14 protein-coding genes are annotated in these 16337 nt (G+C 67.1%); 7 read left to right on the forward strand and 7 right to left on the reverse strand.

Annotation, left to right across the window (positions count from 1 at the left end):
* The first annotated feature begins 4 nt into the window (after nt 1-4).
* On the forward strand, nt 5-2467 hold the full coding sequence (locus ACFPQ5_RS22990; protein ID WP_379761176.1) for a heavy metal translocating P-type ATPase: 2463 nt from the start codon (nt 5-7) through the stop codon (nt 2465-2467).
* A 115-nt stretch (nt 2468-2582) separates the two neighbouring features.
* The gene (locus tag ACFPQ5_RS22995; RefSeq protein WP_379761178.1) at nt 2583-2987 is read left to right on the forward strand and encodes a hypothetical protein; all 405 of its coding nucleotides are present in this window, start codon (nt 2583-2585) and stop codon (nt 2985-2987) included.
* Here ACFPQ5_RS22995 and ACFPQ5_RS23000 read toward each other — a convergent pair.
* Entirely contained in the window at nt 2948-3883 is a 936-nt protein-coding gene (locus ACFPQ5_RS23000; RefSeq protein ID WP_379761180.1) for a cation diffusion facilitator family transporter, read from the reverse strand. The two genes, ACFPQ5_RS22995 and ACFPQ5_RS23000, sit on opposite strands and share 40 nt — an antisense overlap.
* An 88-nt stretch (nt 3884-3971) precedes the next feature.
* Here ACFPQ5_RS23000 and ACFPQ5_RS23005 point away from each other — a divergent pair, with 88 nt between their 5' ends.
* Nucleotides 3972-6650 carry a bifunctional acetate--CoA ligase family protein/GNAT family N-acetyltransferase gene (locus ACFPQ5_RS23005; protein WP_379761182.1) on the forward strand — a complete coding sequence of 893 codons (2679 nt, stop codon included), beginning with the start codon at nt 3972-3974 and terminating at the stop codon, nt 6648-6650.
* A gap of 111 nt (nt 6651-6761) precedes the next feature.
* Here ACFPQ5_RS23005 and ACFPQ5_RS23010 read toward each other — a convergent pair whose 3' ends face one another.
* The 3 genes from ACFPQ5_RS23010 to ACFPQ5_RS23020 all read right to left on the reverse strand — a co-directional run bounded on the left by ACFPQ5_RS23010 (nt 6762) and on the right by ACFPQ5_RS23020 (nt 8967).
* Nucleotides 6762-8006: a DEAD/DEAH box helicase gene (locus ACFPQ5_RS23010; protein WP_379761184.1), complete on the reverse strand. Its 1245-nt coding sequence runs from the start codon at nt 8004-8006 to the stop codon at nt 6762-6764.
* A 95-nt stretch (nt 8007-8101) separates the two neighbouring features.
* Nucleotides 8102-8230: a hypothetical protein gene (locus ACFPQ5_RS23015; RefSeq protein ID WP_379761186.1), complete on the reverse strand. Its 129-nt coding sequence runs from the start codon at nt 8228-8230 to the stop codon at nt 8102-8104.
* Between the two features lie 50 nt (nt 8231-8280).
* Nucleotides 8281-8967 (reverse strand): hypothetical protein, encoded by a 687-nt coding sequence (locus tag ACFPQ5_RS23020; protein ID WP_379761188.1) that lies wholly within the window; start codon nt 8965-8967, stop codon nt 8281-8283.
* A gap of 174 nt (nt 8968-9141) precedes the next feature.
* On the opposite strand from ACFPQ5_RS23020, the gene ACFPQ5_RS23025 reads away from it, so the two are divergent.
* Together ACFPQ5_RS23025 and ACFPQ5_RS23030 are read left to right on the forward strand one after the other, a co-directional pair.
* Nucleotides 9142-9663: a hypothetical protein gene (locus ACFPQ5_RS23025; RefSeq protein ID WP_379761190.1), complete on the forward strand. Its 522-nt coding sequence runs from the start codon at nt 9142-9144 to the stop codon at nt 9661-9663.
* A gap of 113 nt (nt 9664-9776) precedes the next feature.
* The gene (locus ACFPQ5_RS23030; RefSeq protein ID WP_379761192.1) at nt 9777-11081 is read left to right on the forward strand and encodes an NAD(P)/FAD-dependent oxidoreductase; all 1305 of its coding nucleotides are present in this window, start codon (nt 9777-9779) and stop codon (nt 11079-11081) included.
* Between the two features lie 169 nt (nt 11082-11250).
* On the opposite strand, the gene ACFPQ5_RS23035 is transcribed toward ACFPQ5_RS23030, so the two are convergent.
* Nucleotides 11251-11970: a sensor histidine kinase gene (locus ACFPQ5_RS23035; RefSeq protein WP_379761194.1), complete on the reverse strand. Its 720-nt coding sequence runs from the start codon at nt 11968-11970 to the stop codon at nt 11251-11253.
* A 163-nt stretch (nt 11971-12133) separates the two neighbouring features.
* On the opposite strand from ACFPQ5_RS23035, the gene ACFPQ5_RS23040 reads away from it, so the two are divergent.
* Nucleotides 12134-12598, forward strand: coding sequence for a hemerythrin domain-containing protein (locus ACFPQ5_RS23040; RefSeq protein WP_379761196.1), 465 nt, complete (start codon nt 12134-12136; stop codon nt 12596-12598).
* Between the two features lie 67 nt (nt 12599-12665).
* On the opposite strand, the gene ACFPQ5_RS23045 is transcribed toward ACFPQ5_RS23040, so the two are convergent.
* Complete coding sequence (locus tag ACFPQ5_RS23045; protein ID WP_379761198.1) at nt 12666-14306, reverse strand: response regulator; 1641 nt, start codon at nt 14304-14306, stop codon at nt 12666-12668.
* 274 nt (nt 14307-14580) lie between these two features.
* On the opposite strand from ACFPQ5_RS23045, the gene ACFPQ5_RS23050 reads away from it, so the two are divergent.
* Nucleotides 14581-15033, forward strand: a complete 453-nt coding sequence (locus ACFPQ5_RS23050; protein WP_379761200.1) for a hypothetical protein — start codon at nt 14581-14583, stop codon at nt 15031-15033.
* Between the two features lie 286 nt (nt 15034-15319).
* On the opposite strand, the gene ACFPQ5_RS23055 is transcribed toward ACFPQ5_RS23050, so the two are convergent.
* Nucleotides 15320-16312, reverse strand: coding sequence for a GGDEF domain-containing response regulator (locus ACFPQ5_RS23055; protein ID WP_379761202.1), 993 nt, complete (start codon nt 16310-16312; stop codon nt 15320-15322).
* Nucleotides 16313-16337: the final 25 nt, after the last annotated feature.

The following is a 16337-nucleotide window of genomic DNA, read 5'->3' on the forward strand; positions in this document are numbered from 1 at the left end:
CCCCATGAACAAGAACATCGACCAGCTTGCCAAGACCGGTGCGGCCAGCTTTGATATTTCCGGTATGACATGCGCCTCCTGCGTCGCGCGTGTCGAGAAAGCCATACGCGCGGTGCCCGGCGTGACCGCTGCCGGCGTCAACCTGGCGACCGAGCGCGCCAGCGTGCAGGGCACGGCGGCGCCCGATGCGGTGCTCGAGGCCGTGCGCCGCGCCGGCTACGAGGCGGCCGTCACGCCCGAGGCGCGGCCGGCGCCTGCGCAAGGCGCGACTCCGGCGCGCTGGCCCCTGTTGCTGGCCGCGCTGCTGACGGCGCCGCTGCTGGCGCCGATGCCGGCCCAGCTCGCGGGCCTCGACTGGTCGCTGCCGGGCTGGCTGCAGTGGCTGCTGGCGACGCCGGTGCAGTTCTGGCTGGGCGCGCGCTTCTACCGCGCCGGCTGGAAGGCGCTGCGCGCCGGCAGCGGCAACATGGACCTGCTGGTCGCGATCGGCACCAGCGCGGCCTACGGGCTCTCCGTCTACCTGCTGCTGCGCGGCGGCGTCCACGGTGTCGGCAACAGCGGCGCCCACCTCTACTTCGAATCCTCGGCCACCGTGATCACCCTGGTCCTGCTCGGCAAATGGCTGGAGGCGCGCGCCAAGGGCCAGACCGTGGAGGCCATCCGGGCGCTGGAAGCCTTGCGTGCGAGCGAAGCCATCGTGCGCAGGGACGGCATCGACATCGCGATCGCCCTCGATGCGCTGCGCGTGGGCGACCGGCTGGTGGTGCGTCCCGGCGCGCGCGTGGCCGCCGACGGCCGCGTGCTCGAGGGCCGCAGCCATCTCGACGAGTCGCTGCTGACCGGCGAGAGCCTGCCGCTGGCGAAAGAGCCGGGCGCGCGCGTCACCGGCGGCGCCGTGAACGGCGAAGGCCTGCTGCTGGTCGAGGTCACCGCTGTCGGACATGATTCGATGCTGTCGAAGATCATCCGCCAGGTCGAGGATGCGCAGGCCGTCAAGGCGCCGGTGCAGCGCCTGGTCGACCGCGTCAGCGCCGTGTTCGTGCCGGTGGTGCTTCTGATTTCGCTGCTCACGCTGCTCGGCTGGGGCCTGGCGACGGGCGACTGGCAGGCGGCCCTGCTCAATGCGGTGGCGGTGCAGGTGATCGCCTGTCCCTGCGCGCTGGGCCTCGCGACGCCGACCGCGATCATGGTCGGCACCGGCGCCGCCGCGCGCCACGGCATCCTGATCCGCGACGCCGAAGCGCTGGAGAGGGCGCACGCGCTCGACACCGTTGTCTTCGACAAGACCGGCACCCTGACCGAGGGCCGGCCGCAGGTCGCCGCGGTGGAGGGCGCCGATCCGGACCTCGTAGCTAGGCTGGCCGGCGCCGTGCAGCGGCACAGCGATCATCCGCTGGCCCATGCCGTGGACGCCTGGGTGCGCGAACGCGGCCTGACGGTGCCGCCGGCCGGCGCCGCGCGCGCCTTGCCGGGACGCGGCGTGCAGGCCGAGATCGAGGGCACGCCGGTGTATCTCGGTAACACGCGGCTGATGGAGGAACTGGACGCCGATACGCGCTTGCTGCAGGCGCAGGCCGCACGCCACGAGAGCGAAGGGCGCACCGTGTCCTGGCTGGCGCGCGGACAGCAGGGCGCCATCGAGGTGCTGGGCCTGCTCGCCTTCGGCGACCGCGTCAAGGAAGGCGCCGTCGAGGCCGTGGCGCGCCTGAAGGCGATTGGTGTCACGCCGCGCATGCTCACGGGCGACAATGCGGGTGCCGCGCGCGCGGTGGCGACAGTGCTCGGCATCGAGGACTACACGGCGCAGGTGCTGCCGCACGAGAAGGCCGAGGCGGTGCGCGCGGCGATCGCGGCCGGCGGCACGGTGGCGATGGTCGGCGACGGCATCAACGACGCGCCGGCGCTGGCCGCCGCCGACGTCGGCATCGCGATGGCGGGCGGCCTGGATGTCGCGATGCACACGGCCGGCATCACGCTGATGCGCGGCGATCCGCGCCTGGTGGCCGACGCCATCGACGTCTCGCAGCGCACCTGGCGCAAGATCCGCCAGAACCTGGGCTGGGCCTTCGTGTACAACCTGGTCGGCATTCCGCTGGCCGCTTTCGGCCTGCTCAACCCGATCCTGGCGGGGGCCGCGATGGCCCTGAGTTCCGTCAGCGTGGTCGCCAACGCGCTGCTGCTGCGCGGCTGGCGGCCGTCGCCATCACTTTCAACCAGGGCCGGCACTGTGCCGGCACCTCAATCGACAGGAGAAGAAACGATGTATGAACTGACCGTGGAAGGCATGAGCTGCGGCCACTGCGTGGGCCGCGTCACCAGGACCGTGCAGGGACTGGACCAGGAGGCGAAGGTTGAGATCGACCTGGCCAGCAAGATGGTCAGGATCGACAGCCGCGCGGACCTGGACAAGATCGCCGCCGCGATCGACGAGGCGGGCTATCCGGTGACTGGGCGCTCGAACGCTTAAGTGTTCGAAAGAGAATATTTCGGCAGCTTGTGGCGCCATGACCACGCTTACCAATTGTCAATAAAAGTTGATGCTGGTAAGCTCCTGTTGTCGAAATATTCATAAGGAGGCCGCAGTGGCCTGGATCGTCCAGCTATTCATTGCGCGCCGCCGCAAGAACCAGCACGAACTCGCGGGCCGCGCCGCCGAAGTCGTTGCGCACGTGCTGTCCGACATCGGCATCGACCGCTTCCTGAACGGCACCATGCTGATCGACCACCGCCTGCGCGTGCGCTTCGTCAGCTGCGGCGTCGACATCGGGAGCGTGCATGCGGCCGTGCGCACCGATACGCTGGCCGAGGCCAGGGTGCTGCGCAGCGGCGACGGCAGCCTGGCCCTGGCCGCGCAGGCCCTGCAGCAGCAGGTCGTGCGCCTGGTCGAGGAATTGATGGCCGCCTTCCTGAGCCAGTCCGCCACGCTGCGCGGCTTGCCCGCGCGCCGCTACCGCATTGCCGAACGCAAGGCCGCCGCCTCGAAATAAACCCGCGTGATCGCGGGATCGAGTTCTTCCACCGCGCGTTCCAGGCGCGCGATCGCCAGGTCCACTTCGTCGATGCGCATGCCGCGCTTGAAGCGCACCGCCGCCGTCAGCAGCACGTCCTCGGGGCCGAGCTGCATCGTCATCAGCTGGCCGACCGTCTCGATGGCCGGATCGGCGCGAAAGACTTCCTTCAGTTTCCCGGTCTGCTCGACGCCCACGCTTTCCCCCAGCAGCAGGGCGCCGGTTTCGCGCGCCAGCGTAAAGGCGGCGCCCACCAGCAGCAGGCCGATCGCGATCGAGGCCGCCGGATCGATGTAGGGATTGTCGAACAGGTGGCCGAGCCAGATGCCGAGCGCCGCCACCACGATCCCGAGCAGGGCCGCGCTGTCCTCGATGAAGACGGTGAAGGTCGAGGCGTCCTTGCTGGCGCGGACCGTCTGCCAAAGAGAAGCGCCGGGTTTGCGCTTGCCGTTCAGTGCGCGGCGCGAAACGTTCCAGCTGTATCCTTCGAACAGGAAGGCCACGCCCAGCACGACGTAGTTCCAGGTCGGGTCGCCGAGCGGCTCCGGCGCGCGCAGACTGTGGATGCCGTGCACGATCGAGAGTCCGCCGCCCAGCGAAAACACGGACAGGGCCACGATCAGGGCCCAGAAATACACGGCCTTGCCGTAGCCGAAGGGATGGCGCGCGTCGGGCTTGCGCGCGGCGATCTTTTCGCCGACCAGCAGCAGGAGTTCGTTGCCGGTGTCGACCGCGGAGTGGATGCCTTCGGCCAGCATGGCGGCGCTGCCGGTGAGGGCGGCGACGGTGAATTTCGCCGCGGCGATGCCGAGGTTGGCGACGATGGCGGCGTAGATCACCTTGCGGCTGTCGGGCGCATTTTCTTGTTCGGTCATCTTGGTCTTGTCGGGAGGAGGTTGGCTTGAGGTCCAGTCTAGCGATTTCGCAGCTTTCGAAGGGCACGCCTGCAAGCGAGGGGTGGCGATGAGCGTTCGCAACCTCAATAAACTGTTCGCGCCGCGCTCGGTGGCCCTGATCGGCGCCTCGAACCGGCCCGGCAGCCTCGGCGCGACCCTGCTGCACAACCTGAGCGCGGGCGGCTTCGCTGGCGCGATCTACCCGGTCAATCCGAAGCACACCGAGCTGGCGGGCCTGCCGGTCGTGGCCAGCGTCGCCGACCTCGCGGCCGCGCCCGACCTGGCCGTGATCTGCACGCCGCCCGCCACCATCCCGGCGATCATCCGCCAGCTGGGCGAGAAGGGCACGCGCGCGGCCATCGTGCTGAGCGCAGGCCTGGCGGACGCGCGCGACGAGCGTGGGCGCTCGCTGAAGCAGGCCATGCTGGATGCGGCCCACCCCTACCTGCTGCGCATCCTGGGGCCGAACAGCGCCGGGCTGCTGGCCCCTGCAATCAAACTGAATGCGAGTGTCGCCAACAGCGGCGCGCTGCCGGGTCGGATCGCTTTCGTCTCGCAATCGGGCGCCCTGATGACGGGTGTGCTGGACCGGGCGCGCTCGCGCGGCATCGGCTTCTCCCACTTCATCGCCCTGGGCGACTCGAGCGACGTCGACCTCGGCGACGTGCTCGATTACCTGGCCAGCGACGGCGCGACCGGCTCGATCCTGCTGTACGTGGAGCACCTGCGCTATGCGCGCAAGTTCATGTCGGCTGCGCGCGCGGCGGCGCGCAGCAAGCCGACCCTGGTGCTGAAAGCCGGCCGCGCCGGTGCCGGCGAACGCGCCGCCGCCAGCGAGAGCGGGGCCCTGGCCGGCATGGACGACGTGTTCGACGCGGCCATCCGGCGCGCCGGCATGCTGCGCGTATTCACCACCGAGCAGCTGTTCGCGGCGGTCGAAACGCTGGCCCACGCCAAGCCGCTGCACGGCGAACGCCTGGCGATCGTCGCCAACGGCGCCGGTCCCGGCGTGCTCGCCTTTGACGCGCTGGTGTGCGGCGGCGGCACTGCGGCGTCGCTGGCGCCCGAGACTGTGGCAAGCCTGGCCGCGCTACTGCCTGCGGGCGGCCGAACGAATCCGGTCAACCTGCACGGCGACGCCGAGCCGGAGCGCTACCGCCAGGCCCTGGAGCTGCTGCTGCGCGATCCGAACACGGATGCGGTGCTGGTCGTGCACGCGCCCACCGCCAACGTCGACAGCGCCGACATCGCGCGCGCGATCGCGCCGCTGGCCAAAGGCGCCTCGCGCAACGTGCTGTCCTGCTGGCTGGGCGGCGATTCGGTCGCGGGCGCGCGCGAGATCGCATCAAGCGCCGGCATCCCGACCTTCGACACGCCCGAAGACGCGGTCGCGGGTTTTCTCCAGATCGTGCACTACCGGCGCAACCAGAACCTCCTGATGCAGGTGCCGCCCTCGGTCTCGAGCATCGCCGCCAGCGAGCGGGGCACGGCGCGCGCGCTGGTGCGCGAAGCCCTGGCCGCGGGACGCTACCTGCTGTCCGACCCTGAGACCAAAGCCATCCTGCGCGCCTACGGCATGTCGCTGGTCGAAACGCGCGCGGCCAGTACCGTCGACGAGGCGGTCGCGGCCGCGCGCGGGATCGGTTTTCCTGTAGCGGTGAAGATCCTGTCGCCGGACGTGATGCACAAGTCCGACGTCGGCGGCGTGGCCCTCGACCTGGACTCGGAAGCGGCGGTGCGCGCGGCGGCCCAGCGCGTGCGCAAGCGCCTGCAGGAGATGCGGCCGGACGCGCGCTTCGAGGGCTTTTCGGTGCAGGCCATGGCGCGCCGGCCGGAAGGGCATGAACTCATTCTGGGCGCCGCCACCGATCCCGTGTTCGGGCCGGTGATCCTGTTCGGCCAGGGCGGCATCGCGGTGCAGGTGGCGGACGACCACGCGGTCGCGCTGCCGCCGCTGAACGCCGTGCTGGCGCGCGACATGATAGCCCGCACGCGCGTCTCCCGGCTGCTGGCCGGCTACCGCAACCGGCCCCCAAGCGACATGGACGCCATCGTCGCCACCCTGGTGCAGGTCTCGCGCCTCGTTTGCGACATCCCGGAGATCGTCGAACTCGACATCAATCCGCTGCTGGCCGACGCCAACGGCGCCATCGTGCTGGACGCGCGCATGCGTCTGGCGCTGGCCGACCGCTCCGGCAGCACCCTCGACCGGCTGGCGATCCGGCCCTATCCGCGCGAGCTGGAAGAGAGCATCGATTTCGGAGGCGGCCAGCTGCTGCTGCGCCCCGTGCGGCCCGAGGACGGCCCGGCCCACCTGCGCTTCTTCGACGCGCTCACGCCCGACGACGTGCGCTACCGCATGTTCGTGCGCATCCGCGAACTGAATCCCTCGCAGCTGGCGCGCTTCACGCAGATCGACTATGACCGCGAGATGGCTTTCATCGCCACCCGCACCGGTCCTGACGGTTTGCCGGAGACCCTTGCCGTGGGACGCGTCGTGGCCGACCCGGACAACGTCAGCGCCGAATTCGCGGTGACGGTGCGCTCCGACCTGAAGGGGCAGGGACTTGGGAAAATCCTGATGCAGAAGCTGATCGACTACTGCCGCCTGCGCGGCACGCGCGAGATCGTGGGCGAGGCGCTGCCGCAGAATAACCGGATCATCGGACTGGTCAAGAAGCTGGGCTTCGAAGTGTTCCCGGCGAGGGAGGAGGGGGTGCGCAAATTCAGGTTAGTGCTGCGGTGAAATAATATTTCACGCAAAAGAGGCATGTGAAATATTATTTCACTGGTGTTCATGCGGGCGTTGAACGCGTGGGCGGAGGATCCGCCCACCTTACGGGGCCGATATCCAATCCTAGCGCCGGAAGCGCACGTCTTCCGTTACCACCTTCGCGTCGCCCTTCGGCTTCTTCGGTTTCTTCGGCTTCTTGATCACCTCGCCGCTGGCATTCGTCTCCGGCACCCGGTGGTCCGGCGCGAAGCCGGGTTCCTCGACGCGTTCCAGGGCCTGGCGGGTCAGGCCCTCGATCGCCGCCAGCTGGTTCACCTCATCGGCGCAGACCAGCGAGACCGCTTCGCCAGTGGCGCCGGCGCGGCCCGTGCGGCCGGTGCGGTGCACGTAGTCCTCGGCGACGATCGGCAGGTCGACGTTCACTACTACCGGCAGGTCTTCGATGTCGAGCCCGCGTGCGGCGACGTCGGTGGCCACCAGGATGCGCACCTCGCCCGCCTTGAAGCGCTCCAGCGCGCGCAGGCGCGCCGGCTGCGGCTTGTCGCCGTGGATCGAGTCGGCCGCGATGCGCTTGGCCGCCAAGAGCTCGACCAGCTCGTCGACGCCGCGGCGCGTTTTCACGAAGGCGAGCACCTGGCCCCAGGCATGCTTCTTCAGCAGGTGCAGGAACAGTTCGGCCTTGCGCTTCTTGTCGACCGTCACCACCCACTGCCTGATCGCCTTGACCGTGGTGTTGCGCGGCGCCGTCTCGATCCGGACCGGGTCGCGCAGCAGCCGGTTGGCCAGCGCGCGGATCGGATCGGAGAAGGTGGCCGAGAACAGCAGGGTCTGGCGCTTCTTCGGCAGGGCTTCCAGGATCTGGTCGAGTTCGCGCGAGAAGCCGAGGTCGAGCATGCGGTCCGCTTCGTCGAGCACCAGCATCGTCACGCCGTTCAGTTTCAGGGCGTTCTGGCGCACCAGGTCGAGCAGGCGGCCGGGCGTGGCCACCAGCAGGTCCACGCCTTTGCGCAGGTTCATCATCTGCGGATTGATGCTGACGCCGCCGTAGGCCACCATGGTGCGCAGGGGCAGGCCGGCGCCATAGGCCTTGACGCTCTCGTGCACCTGCTCGGCCAGTTCGCGCGTCGGCACCAGCACCAGCGCGCGCGCCGAATTGGGCGCCGCCTGGCCTTTCATGGCGAGGCGCTGGAGCAGGGGCAGGGCGAAGCCGGCCGTCTTGCCGGTGCCGGTCTGGGCCGCGGCCATGACGTCGCGGCCGGCCAGCACGGCGGGAATCGCCTCGGTCTGGACCGGAGTGGGTGCGTTGTAGCCGAGCGTGGCGAGGGTGCCTGCGATCTGGTCGATCAGGCCGAGCGAAGAAAACGACATGTAAACCTTGAAGCGAATGAACAGCCGACAGTGTAGCGCGCACTGGCCTCGGCGGACAGTGCGGTGCGGGAGTGCGTCGCCCTAGAAGTCGCGCTTTAGAAATCTATAAAGCAGACCAGGGGTTTTGCCGCAATCGGCTTGACCGGCTCCTTACGGCCCTGGCAGGCGCTGGCCAGCAGACAGGCCAGGACGACGGCGCCGCAGCGCACAACATGCGATCTCATGGCGATTCCTCCTCCGCCTTCATGATACGCCTCCTTCCTGGGCACCGGCCTCAGAAACGATAGGACACGGCCGCGCGCAGCACCGGATACACTTTGTAGTCCGAGGTATCGTCGGCCAGGCGCGCCTCTTCCGCCGCGACGTCGCGCGCCAGGCGTTCGCACAGGACGGTGGCGACCACGCAGCCTTCGCTGCGCAGGCTGACCCGTGCCGAGCCCTGGTAGAACACGCCGAGGTCGCCGCCGAAGCTCCAGCCGCGCTCGCTGTTCAGGGCATTGCCCCAGCCGATGCCGAGATAGGGCGCCGCCTTGCGGAAGTCGACCTTGCCGCGCAACAGGCCGACGTCGGCGGCGCTGTAGCGGGTGCCGTTCAGGCTGAAGCTGCCGAGCTGGTCGGGTGCGGCGGTGGCGTCGAAGCGCGTGTCGTTGTAGAGCACGCCGGCCGTGACGCGGAAATTACCCCCCGCCCGCGGATACCAGTCGAGCAGGGCGTCGACCGTCTGCAGCTTGCCGTCGAGGTCGTATTCGACCTGGCCCGAGCGCTTGGTGAAGTCGTGCTTGAAATAGTTGAGGCCGACCCGCCCGTTCAGCCCCGGGGAGATCGGCAGCACCAGGTGGGCGCCGACCCCGGTGGTGCCGAGGTCGAGCGTGGCGCCGACCTGAGCCTGGGCCGATATCGTGGTGAAAGTGCCGGCGGCGAGCAGGCAGGCGCCGCTCAGCAGGAGAGGAAGACGGCTCATCGAAGACCTCGCATGGGTTGTCCTTGTTCCGATTGTAGCGAGGCCGCCGTGACGGCCCGCGTTCTATTCCGCGCAGAAAGGAGACTGATGGATTTTGTAAATGTGTGTTGCAACGTACAAAGTCTTCACATTGCGTCTGATAAAGTTCGGCCAACATCACTAGAGAGGACTTCCATGAAATCCCCGATCCGTTCCCTGATTCTCGGCGCCGCCCTCGTTGCCGCCGCCCTCCCGGCCATGGCCCAGACCAACGTCAGCATCAACATCGGCCAGCCCGGCTTCTACGGCCGCATCGACCTCGGCGACTTCGCCCAGCGTCCGGTGGTCTACACCCAGCAGCCAGTCATCATCCGTGAAGTGCGCCACGTGCGCACCGAGCCGATCTACCTGCGCGTGCCGCCACGCCACCGCCAGAACTGGTCGCGCTACTGCGGCCGCTACGAAGCCTGCGGCCGTCCAGTGATGTTCGTGCGCGACGACTGGTACACGAATACCTATGCGCCGCATTACCGCGAGCGCCACTACCGCGAGCGTCCGGTGGTGCGCGAAGTCGTGCGCGAGGTGCGCTATGTGGAACGCGACGACCGCCGCGACCACCACGACCGTCACGACAAGCACGACAAGCATGACAAGCATGACAAGCACGGCCACGGTCATGGCAACGGCCACGGTAATGGCCACGGCCGCGGCCACTGACACGCTTCGATGTTCCCGCGCGGCCATGGCCGCGCTCGATTTCTCCTCCGGGTGTACACTTGCCATGTAGCCAATAACCGGCTCGGCCGGCGGCAGGACAAACGGAGGAAAGTTTGCGAAGCGAAATCGTCATCGTAGGTGGTGGGGCGGGCGGACTGGAACTGGCCTGCAAACTGGGGCGCAAGCTCGGCCCCGCCAAGGTCATGCTGGTCGACATGCGGCTCTACCATATCTGGAAACCCTCGCTGCACGAGGTGGCCGCCGGCACCCTCGACATCCACCAGGAGGGCCTGTCCTACCAGATGCTGGCCCACGATAACGGTTTCACCTTCGTCTACGGCCCGATGACCGCACTCGACCACGAAGCGCGCCGCCTCACGGTCGGCGCCGTGCGCGCGGCCGACGGCGAGGACGTGCTGCACGAGCGCAGCATCGAGTACGGCTCGCTCGTGATGGCGGTCGGCAGCACCTCCAACTACTTCGGCGTGCCCGGCGCGCGCGAACACACGATTTCCCTGAACGCCACCGAAGACGCCGAACGCTTCCGCCTGCGCATGCTGCGCCTGATGGCGGTCGCCGAGCAGGCGCGCGAAGAGCGCAAGGACATCGACGCGGCCCTCGACGTCGTCATCATCGGCGGCGGCGCGACCGGCGTCGAACTGGCGGCCGAACTGCGCGAAGCCTCGGGCGTGTACGCCACCTACGGCTTCTCGCGCCTGCAGGTGAAACGCGACGTGCGCATCACGCTGCTCGAAGGCGCGCCGCGCATCCTGGCGCCGCTGCCCGAACGGGTCTCGAACGCGGCCCTGAAACTGCTCGACGAGCGCGGCATCCGCGTCGTCGCCAACTGCCGCGTCACCAGGATCGAGGCCGATCGGGTGACGGACAACGACGGCAACGTCTATCCCGCAAGCCTGTGCGTGTGGGCGGCCGGCATCCGCGCTCCGGAATTTCTGGGCGCGCTCGGCCTGCCGGTCAACAAGGGCGGCCAGATCGAGGTCGACGGCAACCTGCGCGTGAAGGGCGTGGCCGGCGTGTATGCGCTGGGCGACTGCGCCGCCTGCATCGACGCCTCCGGCAAGCCGGTCCCGCCGCGCGCCCAGGCCGCGCACCAGCAGGCCGACTACCTGCTCAAGGAATTCCTGCGCCGCGCGAAGGGCAAGCCGCATGACGACAGGCCGTACCAGTACCGCGACTACGGCTCGCTGGTTTCGCTGGGCAAGACGACCAGCGTCGGCAGTCTGATGGGCTCGCTGAGCGGGGCCAGCTGGTTCGTGGAGGGGATGATCGGGCGGGTGATGTACACCAGTTTGCACCTGATGCATCACCAGGCGGTGCTGGGGGCGGTGCGCACAGGGGTGCTGGCGGTTGCGCGGTTTTTGATTCGCAGGACGACGCCGCTGGTGAAATTGCATTGACCGTCGGGTGTGCATGAACACGTAAACGCGTGGGCATGCCCACCCTACGGTGCACTGCCGCCGCGGACGATGCATATGTTTCCGTGCGCTTTACCCCGAGATCGACGCGTAACGTAGGGTGTGCATGCCCACGCGTTACGTGCCGATGAACACCCGACTGCCTGCCAACTTACGCCCCGGCGCGCTCCCGCGGCAAAATCATCGTCAACGCGGTCCCGCCGCCGTCGACGCCGGAAAGCGTCAAACTCCCACCCAGCGCCCGCGCCCGTTCGCGCAGCAGGCGCAAGCCGTGGCAACGCAGCGATTCCGGCGCCGGCGGTTCTTCCAGCCCCACACCATCGTCGCGCACCGTCAGCATCAGCTGCTCGCCATCGTCGTCGAGGATGACGTCGACCGCCCGCGCCTGCGCATGGTTCAGGGCATTCCTCAAACCTTCCTCGGCGCAGCGCAGCAGCGCCACGCCCTGTTCGCGCGGATAGGCGTCGTCGTCGTCGGGCAGGCTGACGCGCGCCGTCATGCCGTGCTCCTGGCCGAACTCGGCCACCAGCTCGGTCAGCGCCGCCTTGATGCCCAGAAATTCCAGCTTGTCGTTCCAGAGCCCGAGCTGGACCTTGCGGTTGGTTTCGATGATGCCGTTCAGCAGGCTCTTCATCTGTCCCGCGCGTTCCTGGGCCTTGGGGTCCAGCAGCCCCTTGGACAGCAGCCCCAGGTGCATGGTCAGCGCCGTCATCGACGAACCCAGGCTGTCGTGGAGTTTGCGCGCAAGCAGGCGCCGCTCGTCGTCCCAGCAACTCATCAGGTGGGCGACCAGCTCGGTCAATGCGGCGGTGCGTTCTGCAACCAGCCGTTCCAGGTCCGGGTCGTGGTGTTGCGGGTCCGGTGCGGTCATCGTGGGCTCGGTTGAATGTTTCCCAAATCATACAACACCTCGGTCCGGGAAGTGCGCACACTGAGGCGTCTGCGTGCGCTGCCGAACAGTACATCGAGCCGTTTCGGACGATGCTGGAGTCCTGGAAGCCTTAATAAAACCATCACACCTTCAAGGAGTTCTCATGCCTGATACCAACAAGCCAATCGACGCCGTCGAACTGCTGACGCAGCAGCACCGTGAAGTCGAAGAGATGTTCGAGCGCTTCGAGAAGATGACCGACCGCGCCAAGGTCAGCAAGAAGAAGCTGGCCGACGAGATCTGCAACGCCCTGATCATGCACACCACGATCGAGGAAGAGATCTTCTATCCGGCCACGCGCGAAGCGAGCGAGGATACCGAAGACATGGTCGACGAAGCCGTCGTCGAGCACGCCTCGGCCAAGGACCTGATCGCCCAGATCATGGAAATGGATCCGGACGACGACCTGTACGATGCGAAAGTGAAAGTGCTGTCGGAAATGATCGACCACCACGTCGAGGAAGAAGAGAAGGAAATGTTCCCGAAGACGAAGCAGCTGAAACTCGACCTCAAGGCCCTGGGCCAGGAAATGCAGGCGCGCCAGAAAGAGATCGAAGCGTCGCAGTAAGCCAGGCACGCAGCATAAAAAAAAGCCGCACGGTCAGTTGTGCGGCTTTTTTATTGGCGCTGCCGGCTCAGCCGGCGGACGCCGGTAGCGGCGAGGGCTCGCCCAGGGCGCCGAGCAGCTGGGCGATGTCGACCGGTTTCACCAGGTGCATGTCGAAGCCGGCTTCCAGTACGCGGCGCTGGTCCTCGGCCAGGCCGTAGCCGGTGAGGGCGATCAGGCGCATGGCGCCGGTAGCCGGATTGGCGCGCAGGCGGCGCGCCACCTCGTAGCCGTCGATGCCGGGCAGGCCGATGTCGACCAGGGCCACGTTCGGCAGGTGGGCGGTGGCCAGGGCCACGCCGTCCAGGCCATCAGCCGACTGCAGCACCGGGTAGCCGTACACGTCGAGCATGGTGGCCATCATTTCGCGGCCATCCTCGTTGTCTTCGATCAGCAGCACGGCCGGCTTATTGGGCACACCTGCGGCGCTGGCGGCGGGCAGGACGGCTTGCGGCGCGGCCGCCGCTTGCGGCGCCTCGGCGCGCGGCAGGCGGATCGTGAAGGCGCTGCCTTCGCCGGCGCCGCCGCTGGTGGCGCTGACGCTGCCGCCGTGCAGTTCGACCAGGCGGCGCACCAGCGACAGGCCGATGCCCAGGCCCCCTTGTGCGCGGTCGAGGCTGATCGAACCCTGCACGAACACGTCGAACACGTGCGGCAGCAGGTCGGAGGCAATGCCGACGCCGCTGTCGCGCACGCTCAGCAGCACCTCGTCCGCCTCGGCGCCGATCGTGATGTCGATGGTGCCGCCGGTCGGCGTGTATTTCAATGCGTTGTCGATCAGGTTGGTCGCGATCTGCTCGAGGCGGGTCGGGTCGCCGTCGACCCAGTTCGGCGCCAGGTCGACGTTGATGCGGTAACCGCCGGTGCGGCCGGTGGCGCGGAAGGTGTCGAGGCAGGCGCCGACCAGGCTCGCCATGTCTACGGGCTTACGGGCCAGCAGGATCTTGCCCGACATCGCGCGCGACAGGTCGAGCAGGTCGTCGACGATGCGCGACAGGTGCTGGGTCTGGCGCTGGATGATCTGGCGTGCGCGCGAACCCATTTCGGCGTGCGCGCCCGGCATGTCGATCAGGGCCGCGGCGCTGGAAATCGCCGACAGGGGATTGCGCAGCTCGTGGCCCAGCATGGCCAGGAATTCGTCCTTCGCATGGCTCTTGCGCTCGGCCGCCTGGCGTTCCTCGATCTCGCTCATCAGGCGCTCGTTGGTCGCGGTCAGCTCGAGGGTGCGCTGCGACAGCTTTTCGGTCTGGCGCCGCAATTGTTCGTTCTTGTTGGCCAGGGCGACGAAGACCGAGACCTTGGCGTGCAGGATCTGCGGGATCACCGGCGTGAACAGGAAGTCGGCGGCGCCGCGCTGGTAGGCCTTCAGGCGGTCGATCTCGTCGGCCAGGAAGGCGGTCACGAAGATGATCGGGATGTCGGCGGAACGGGCGCGCTGGTGGATCGCCTCGGCCGTCTCGAAGCCGTCCATGCCGGGCATGTTGACGTCGAGGATGATCACGGCGAAATCGTGCAGCAGCACCTGGCGCAGTGCTTCCTGGCCGGAACGCGCCGCCAGTACCGTATAGCCGGTTTCCACGGCCCATTGGTCCAGCAGGCTCGTCAGGGCCAGCAGGCTGGCAGCATCGTCATTAACGACCAGAATCTTTGGTTTGTCGGTTGTTGGCACGTCGTTCCTGCTGCGTTCGTCGAAAAGGGCCAGAATTGTCGCGGTCTGAAAGGATAGCAGAGCGTCGCGTGTTTTCCAAAGTAAAGACACAATTGGCGCGTGCGAATGATAGCACGGCAATTTCTGGTGTTTACAGGCAATCGTGCGCGCGCTGCCCGGGTGTTGCATGTTCGCCAGCGCACATACTCTTGCAGGCGTCCATGCGATAGTGGAAGCGACTCTCCGGAGACGGATCGGCCCCGGGGAACAGGCTGCTTACTTGAGAGGACAAAAAATGAATATCGATACGATTGTTACCGAGCAGTACCATGGCAAATCGCCGCGAGAACTGGTGGATTGTCCGCTGACCGCCCTGTCCGGCATCGGCGAGAAAGAGGCGCAGGCGTTGCAGGATGCATTCCAGGTGAAAACCATCGGCGAACTGGCCCGGCACCAGGCCATCGCGAACGCCTTCGCCATCGAGATGATGGCCGCCCCCGGCTCCCTGTCGGCCTCGGAAACGGCCAAGGAAACCCTGCTCGACGACGCGGTCGAGATGACTTTCCCGGCCAGCGATCCGATTTCGGTCGATGCCGGCATCACGCGCATCGAAGTCGCGCCGGAGAAGGTCGAGGCCGCGCGCGACCACCAGAATGCGTCGGCGATTGCGGCGCACAATGAAGAGGCGTGCGGGCAGACGAATGTCGGTACGCCGCAGACGCAGTCGAAGGATGTCGGCACGGCTTGATTGACGGTTGAGGGGCGCCCTATGGCGCTTCACCGAAGCGGCACATGCTTGCAGTAATGTAGGCATGTGCCGTTGTCGTTTGCGGTGAGGTATACGTAGGGTGGACTCCCGAGTCCACGCGTACGTGCAGCGGCACGCCGCACAGTTTCCGCAGAAACGCGGCCTGATATTGAAATTAGGGCTATTGGCCCATCACACGTCGAAACGCGTGGACTCGGGAGTCCGGTGAGTCCGTCATTAAGGCCATTGGCCTTAATGACCCCTACGTACCGCGGCTATTCTACTGTTACCTGTGCGGCACCAGCTCCGGCACGGCCTGCTTCGCCGGCGTCTTGATCGCCTGCTGCGGCTTGCTGCCCGTCGAGCAATAGCGGTTCTTGCCCGCGCGTTTGGCTTCGTACAGCGCGTAGTCGGCAATGCTGATCAGCGCGTCCACCGATTCGGCGTCGTCCGGATAGATGCTGATGCCGATCGAGGTCGACAGGCGCAAGGTGAGGTCGTTGATGAAGAAGGGCTCGCACAGGGCTTCGACCAGCTTGGCGGCCGGACCTTGCGCGTCGGCCAGGCTGTGGATGTCGCCCAGCACGACCATGAATTCGTCGCCGCCGAGACGGGCAACGGTATCTTCTTTCCGTGACGAGGCCAGCAGGCGCTGCGAGACCATCTTCAGGATCTCGTCGCCATAGGCGTGGCCATAGGTGTCGTTGATCGCCTTGAAGCCGTCCAGGTCCAGGTACATGATCGCGGCCTTGGCGTGGCTGCGGTTGGCGTGCTGGAGGGCCGTTTCGATGCGGTCTTCCAGCAGGCGGCGGTTCGGCAGGCCGGTGAGGGCGTCGTGCAGCGCCAGTTCCTGCTGGGCGCGGCTGTACTGGGCCAGCTCCTTATAGAGCAGGCGTACTTCGAGCATGTTGTGGATGCGCTTGTGCACTTCCAGCAGGTCGAAGGGCTTGCTGATGAAGTCGCGCGCGCCGGCTTCCAGGGCCGCGATCTTGAAACTCGGTTGCGCCGTGAGGGCCAGGACCGGCAGGTAGCCGCCTTTTTCGATTTCCTTCAGGCTTTTCATCACCTGGAAACCGTTCAGGCCCGGCATTTGCAGGTCGAGCAGGATCAGGTCGTAGTTGTGCTCGCGGTGCAGCGGGCAGACCTGTTCCGGCTCCATGGTCGAGCTGACATTGGCGTAACCTTCCTCGCGCAATATCTCTTCCATCAGTTCGATATTGTCGGGCGAGTCGTCCACGACCAGGATTTTGGCGTTCAAAATTTCTTGTCTGCTCGGCATGCTTCTTCTCGTCGAAATAGGTACT

It is taken from the genome of Massilia suwonensis (assembly GCF_042655665.1).
Taxonomy (GTDB): Bacteria; Pseudomonadota; Gammaproteobacteria; order Burkholderiales; family Burkholderiaceae_D; genus Telluria; species Telluria suwonensis.

Excerpts from the sequence above, each read along its gene's own strand:
- ACFPQ5_RS22990 (WP_379761176.1), top strand. The coding sequence starts at position 5 with ATGAACAAGAACATCGACCAGCTTGCCAAGACCGGTGCGGCCAGCTTT.
- ACFPQ5_RS23000 (WP_379761180.1), bottom strand. The coding sequence starts at position 3,883 with ATGACCGAACAAGAAAATGCGCCCGACAGCCGCAAGGTGATCTACGCC.
- ACFPQ5_RS23005 (WP_379761182.1), top strand. The coding sequence starts at position 3,972 with ATGAGCGTTCGCAACCTCAATAAACTGTTCGCGCCGCGCTCGGTGGCC.
- ACFPQ5_RS23010 (WP_379761184.1), bottom strand. The coding sequence starts at position 8,006 with ATGTCGTTTTCTTCGCTCGGCCTGATCGACCAGATCGCAGGCACCCTC.
- ACFPQ5_RS23015 (WP_379761186.1), bottom strand. The coding sequence starts at position 8,230 with ATGAGATCGCATGTTGTGCGCTGCGGCGCCGTCGTCCTGGCCTGTCTG.
- ACFPQ5_RS23020 (WP_379761188.1), bottom strand. The coding sequence starts at position 8,967 with ATGAGCCGTCTTCCTCTCCTGCTGAGCGGCGCCTGCCTGCTCGCCGCC.
- ACFPQ5_RS23025 (WP_379761190.1), top strand. The coding sequence starts at position 9,142 with ATGAAATCCCCGATCCGTTCCCTGATTCTCGGCGCCGCCCTCGTTGCC.
- ACFPQ5_RS23035 (WP_379761194.1), bottom strand. The coding sequence starts at position 11,970 with ATGACCGCACCGGACCCGCAACACCACGACCCGGACCTGGAACGGCTG.
- ACFPQ5_RS23040 (WP_379761196.1), top strand. The coding sequence starts at position 12,134 with ATGCCTGATACCAACAAGCCAATCGACGCCGTCGAACTGCTGACGCAG.
- ACFPQ5_RS23050 (WP_379761200.1), top strand. The coding sequence starts at position 14,581 with ATGAATATCGATACGATTGTTACCGAGCAGTACCATGGCAAATCGCCG.
- ACFPQ5_RS23055 (WP_379761202.1), bottom strand. The coding sequence starts at position 16,312 with ATGCCGAGCAGACAAGAAATTTTGAACGCCAAAATCCTGGTCGTGGAC.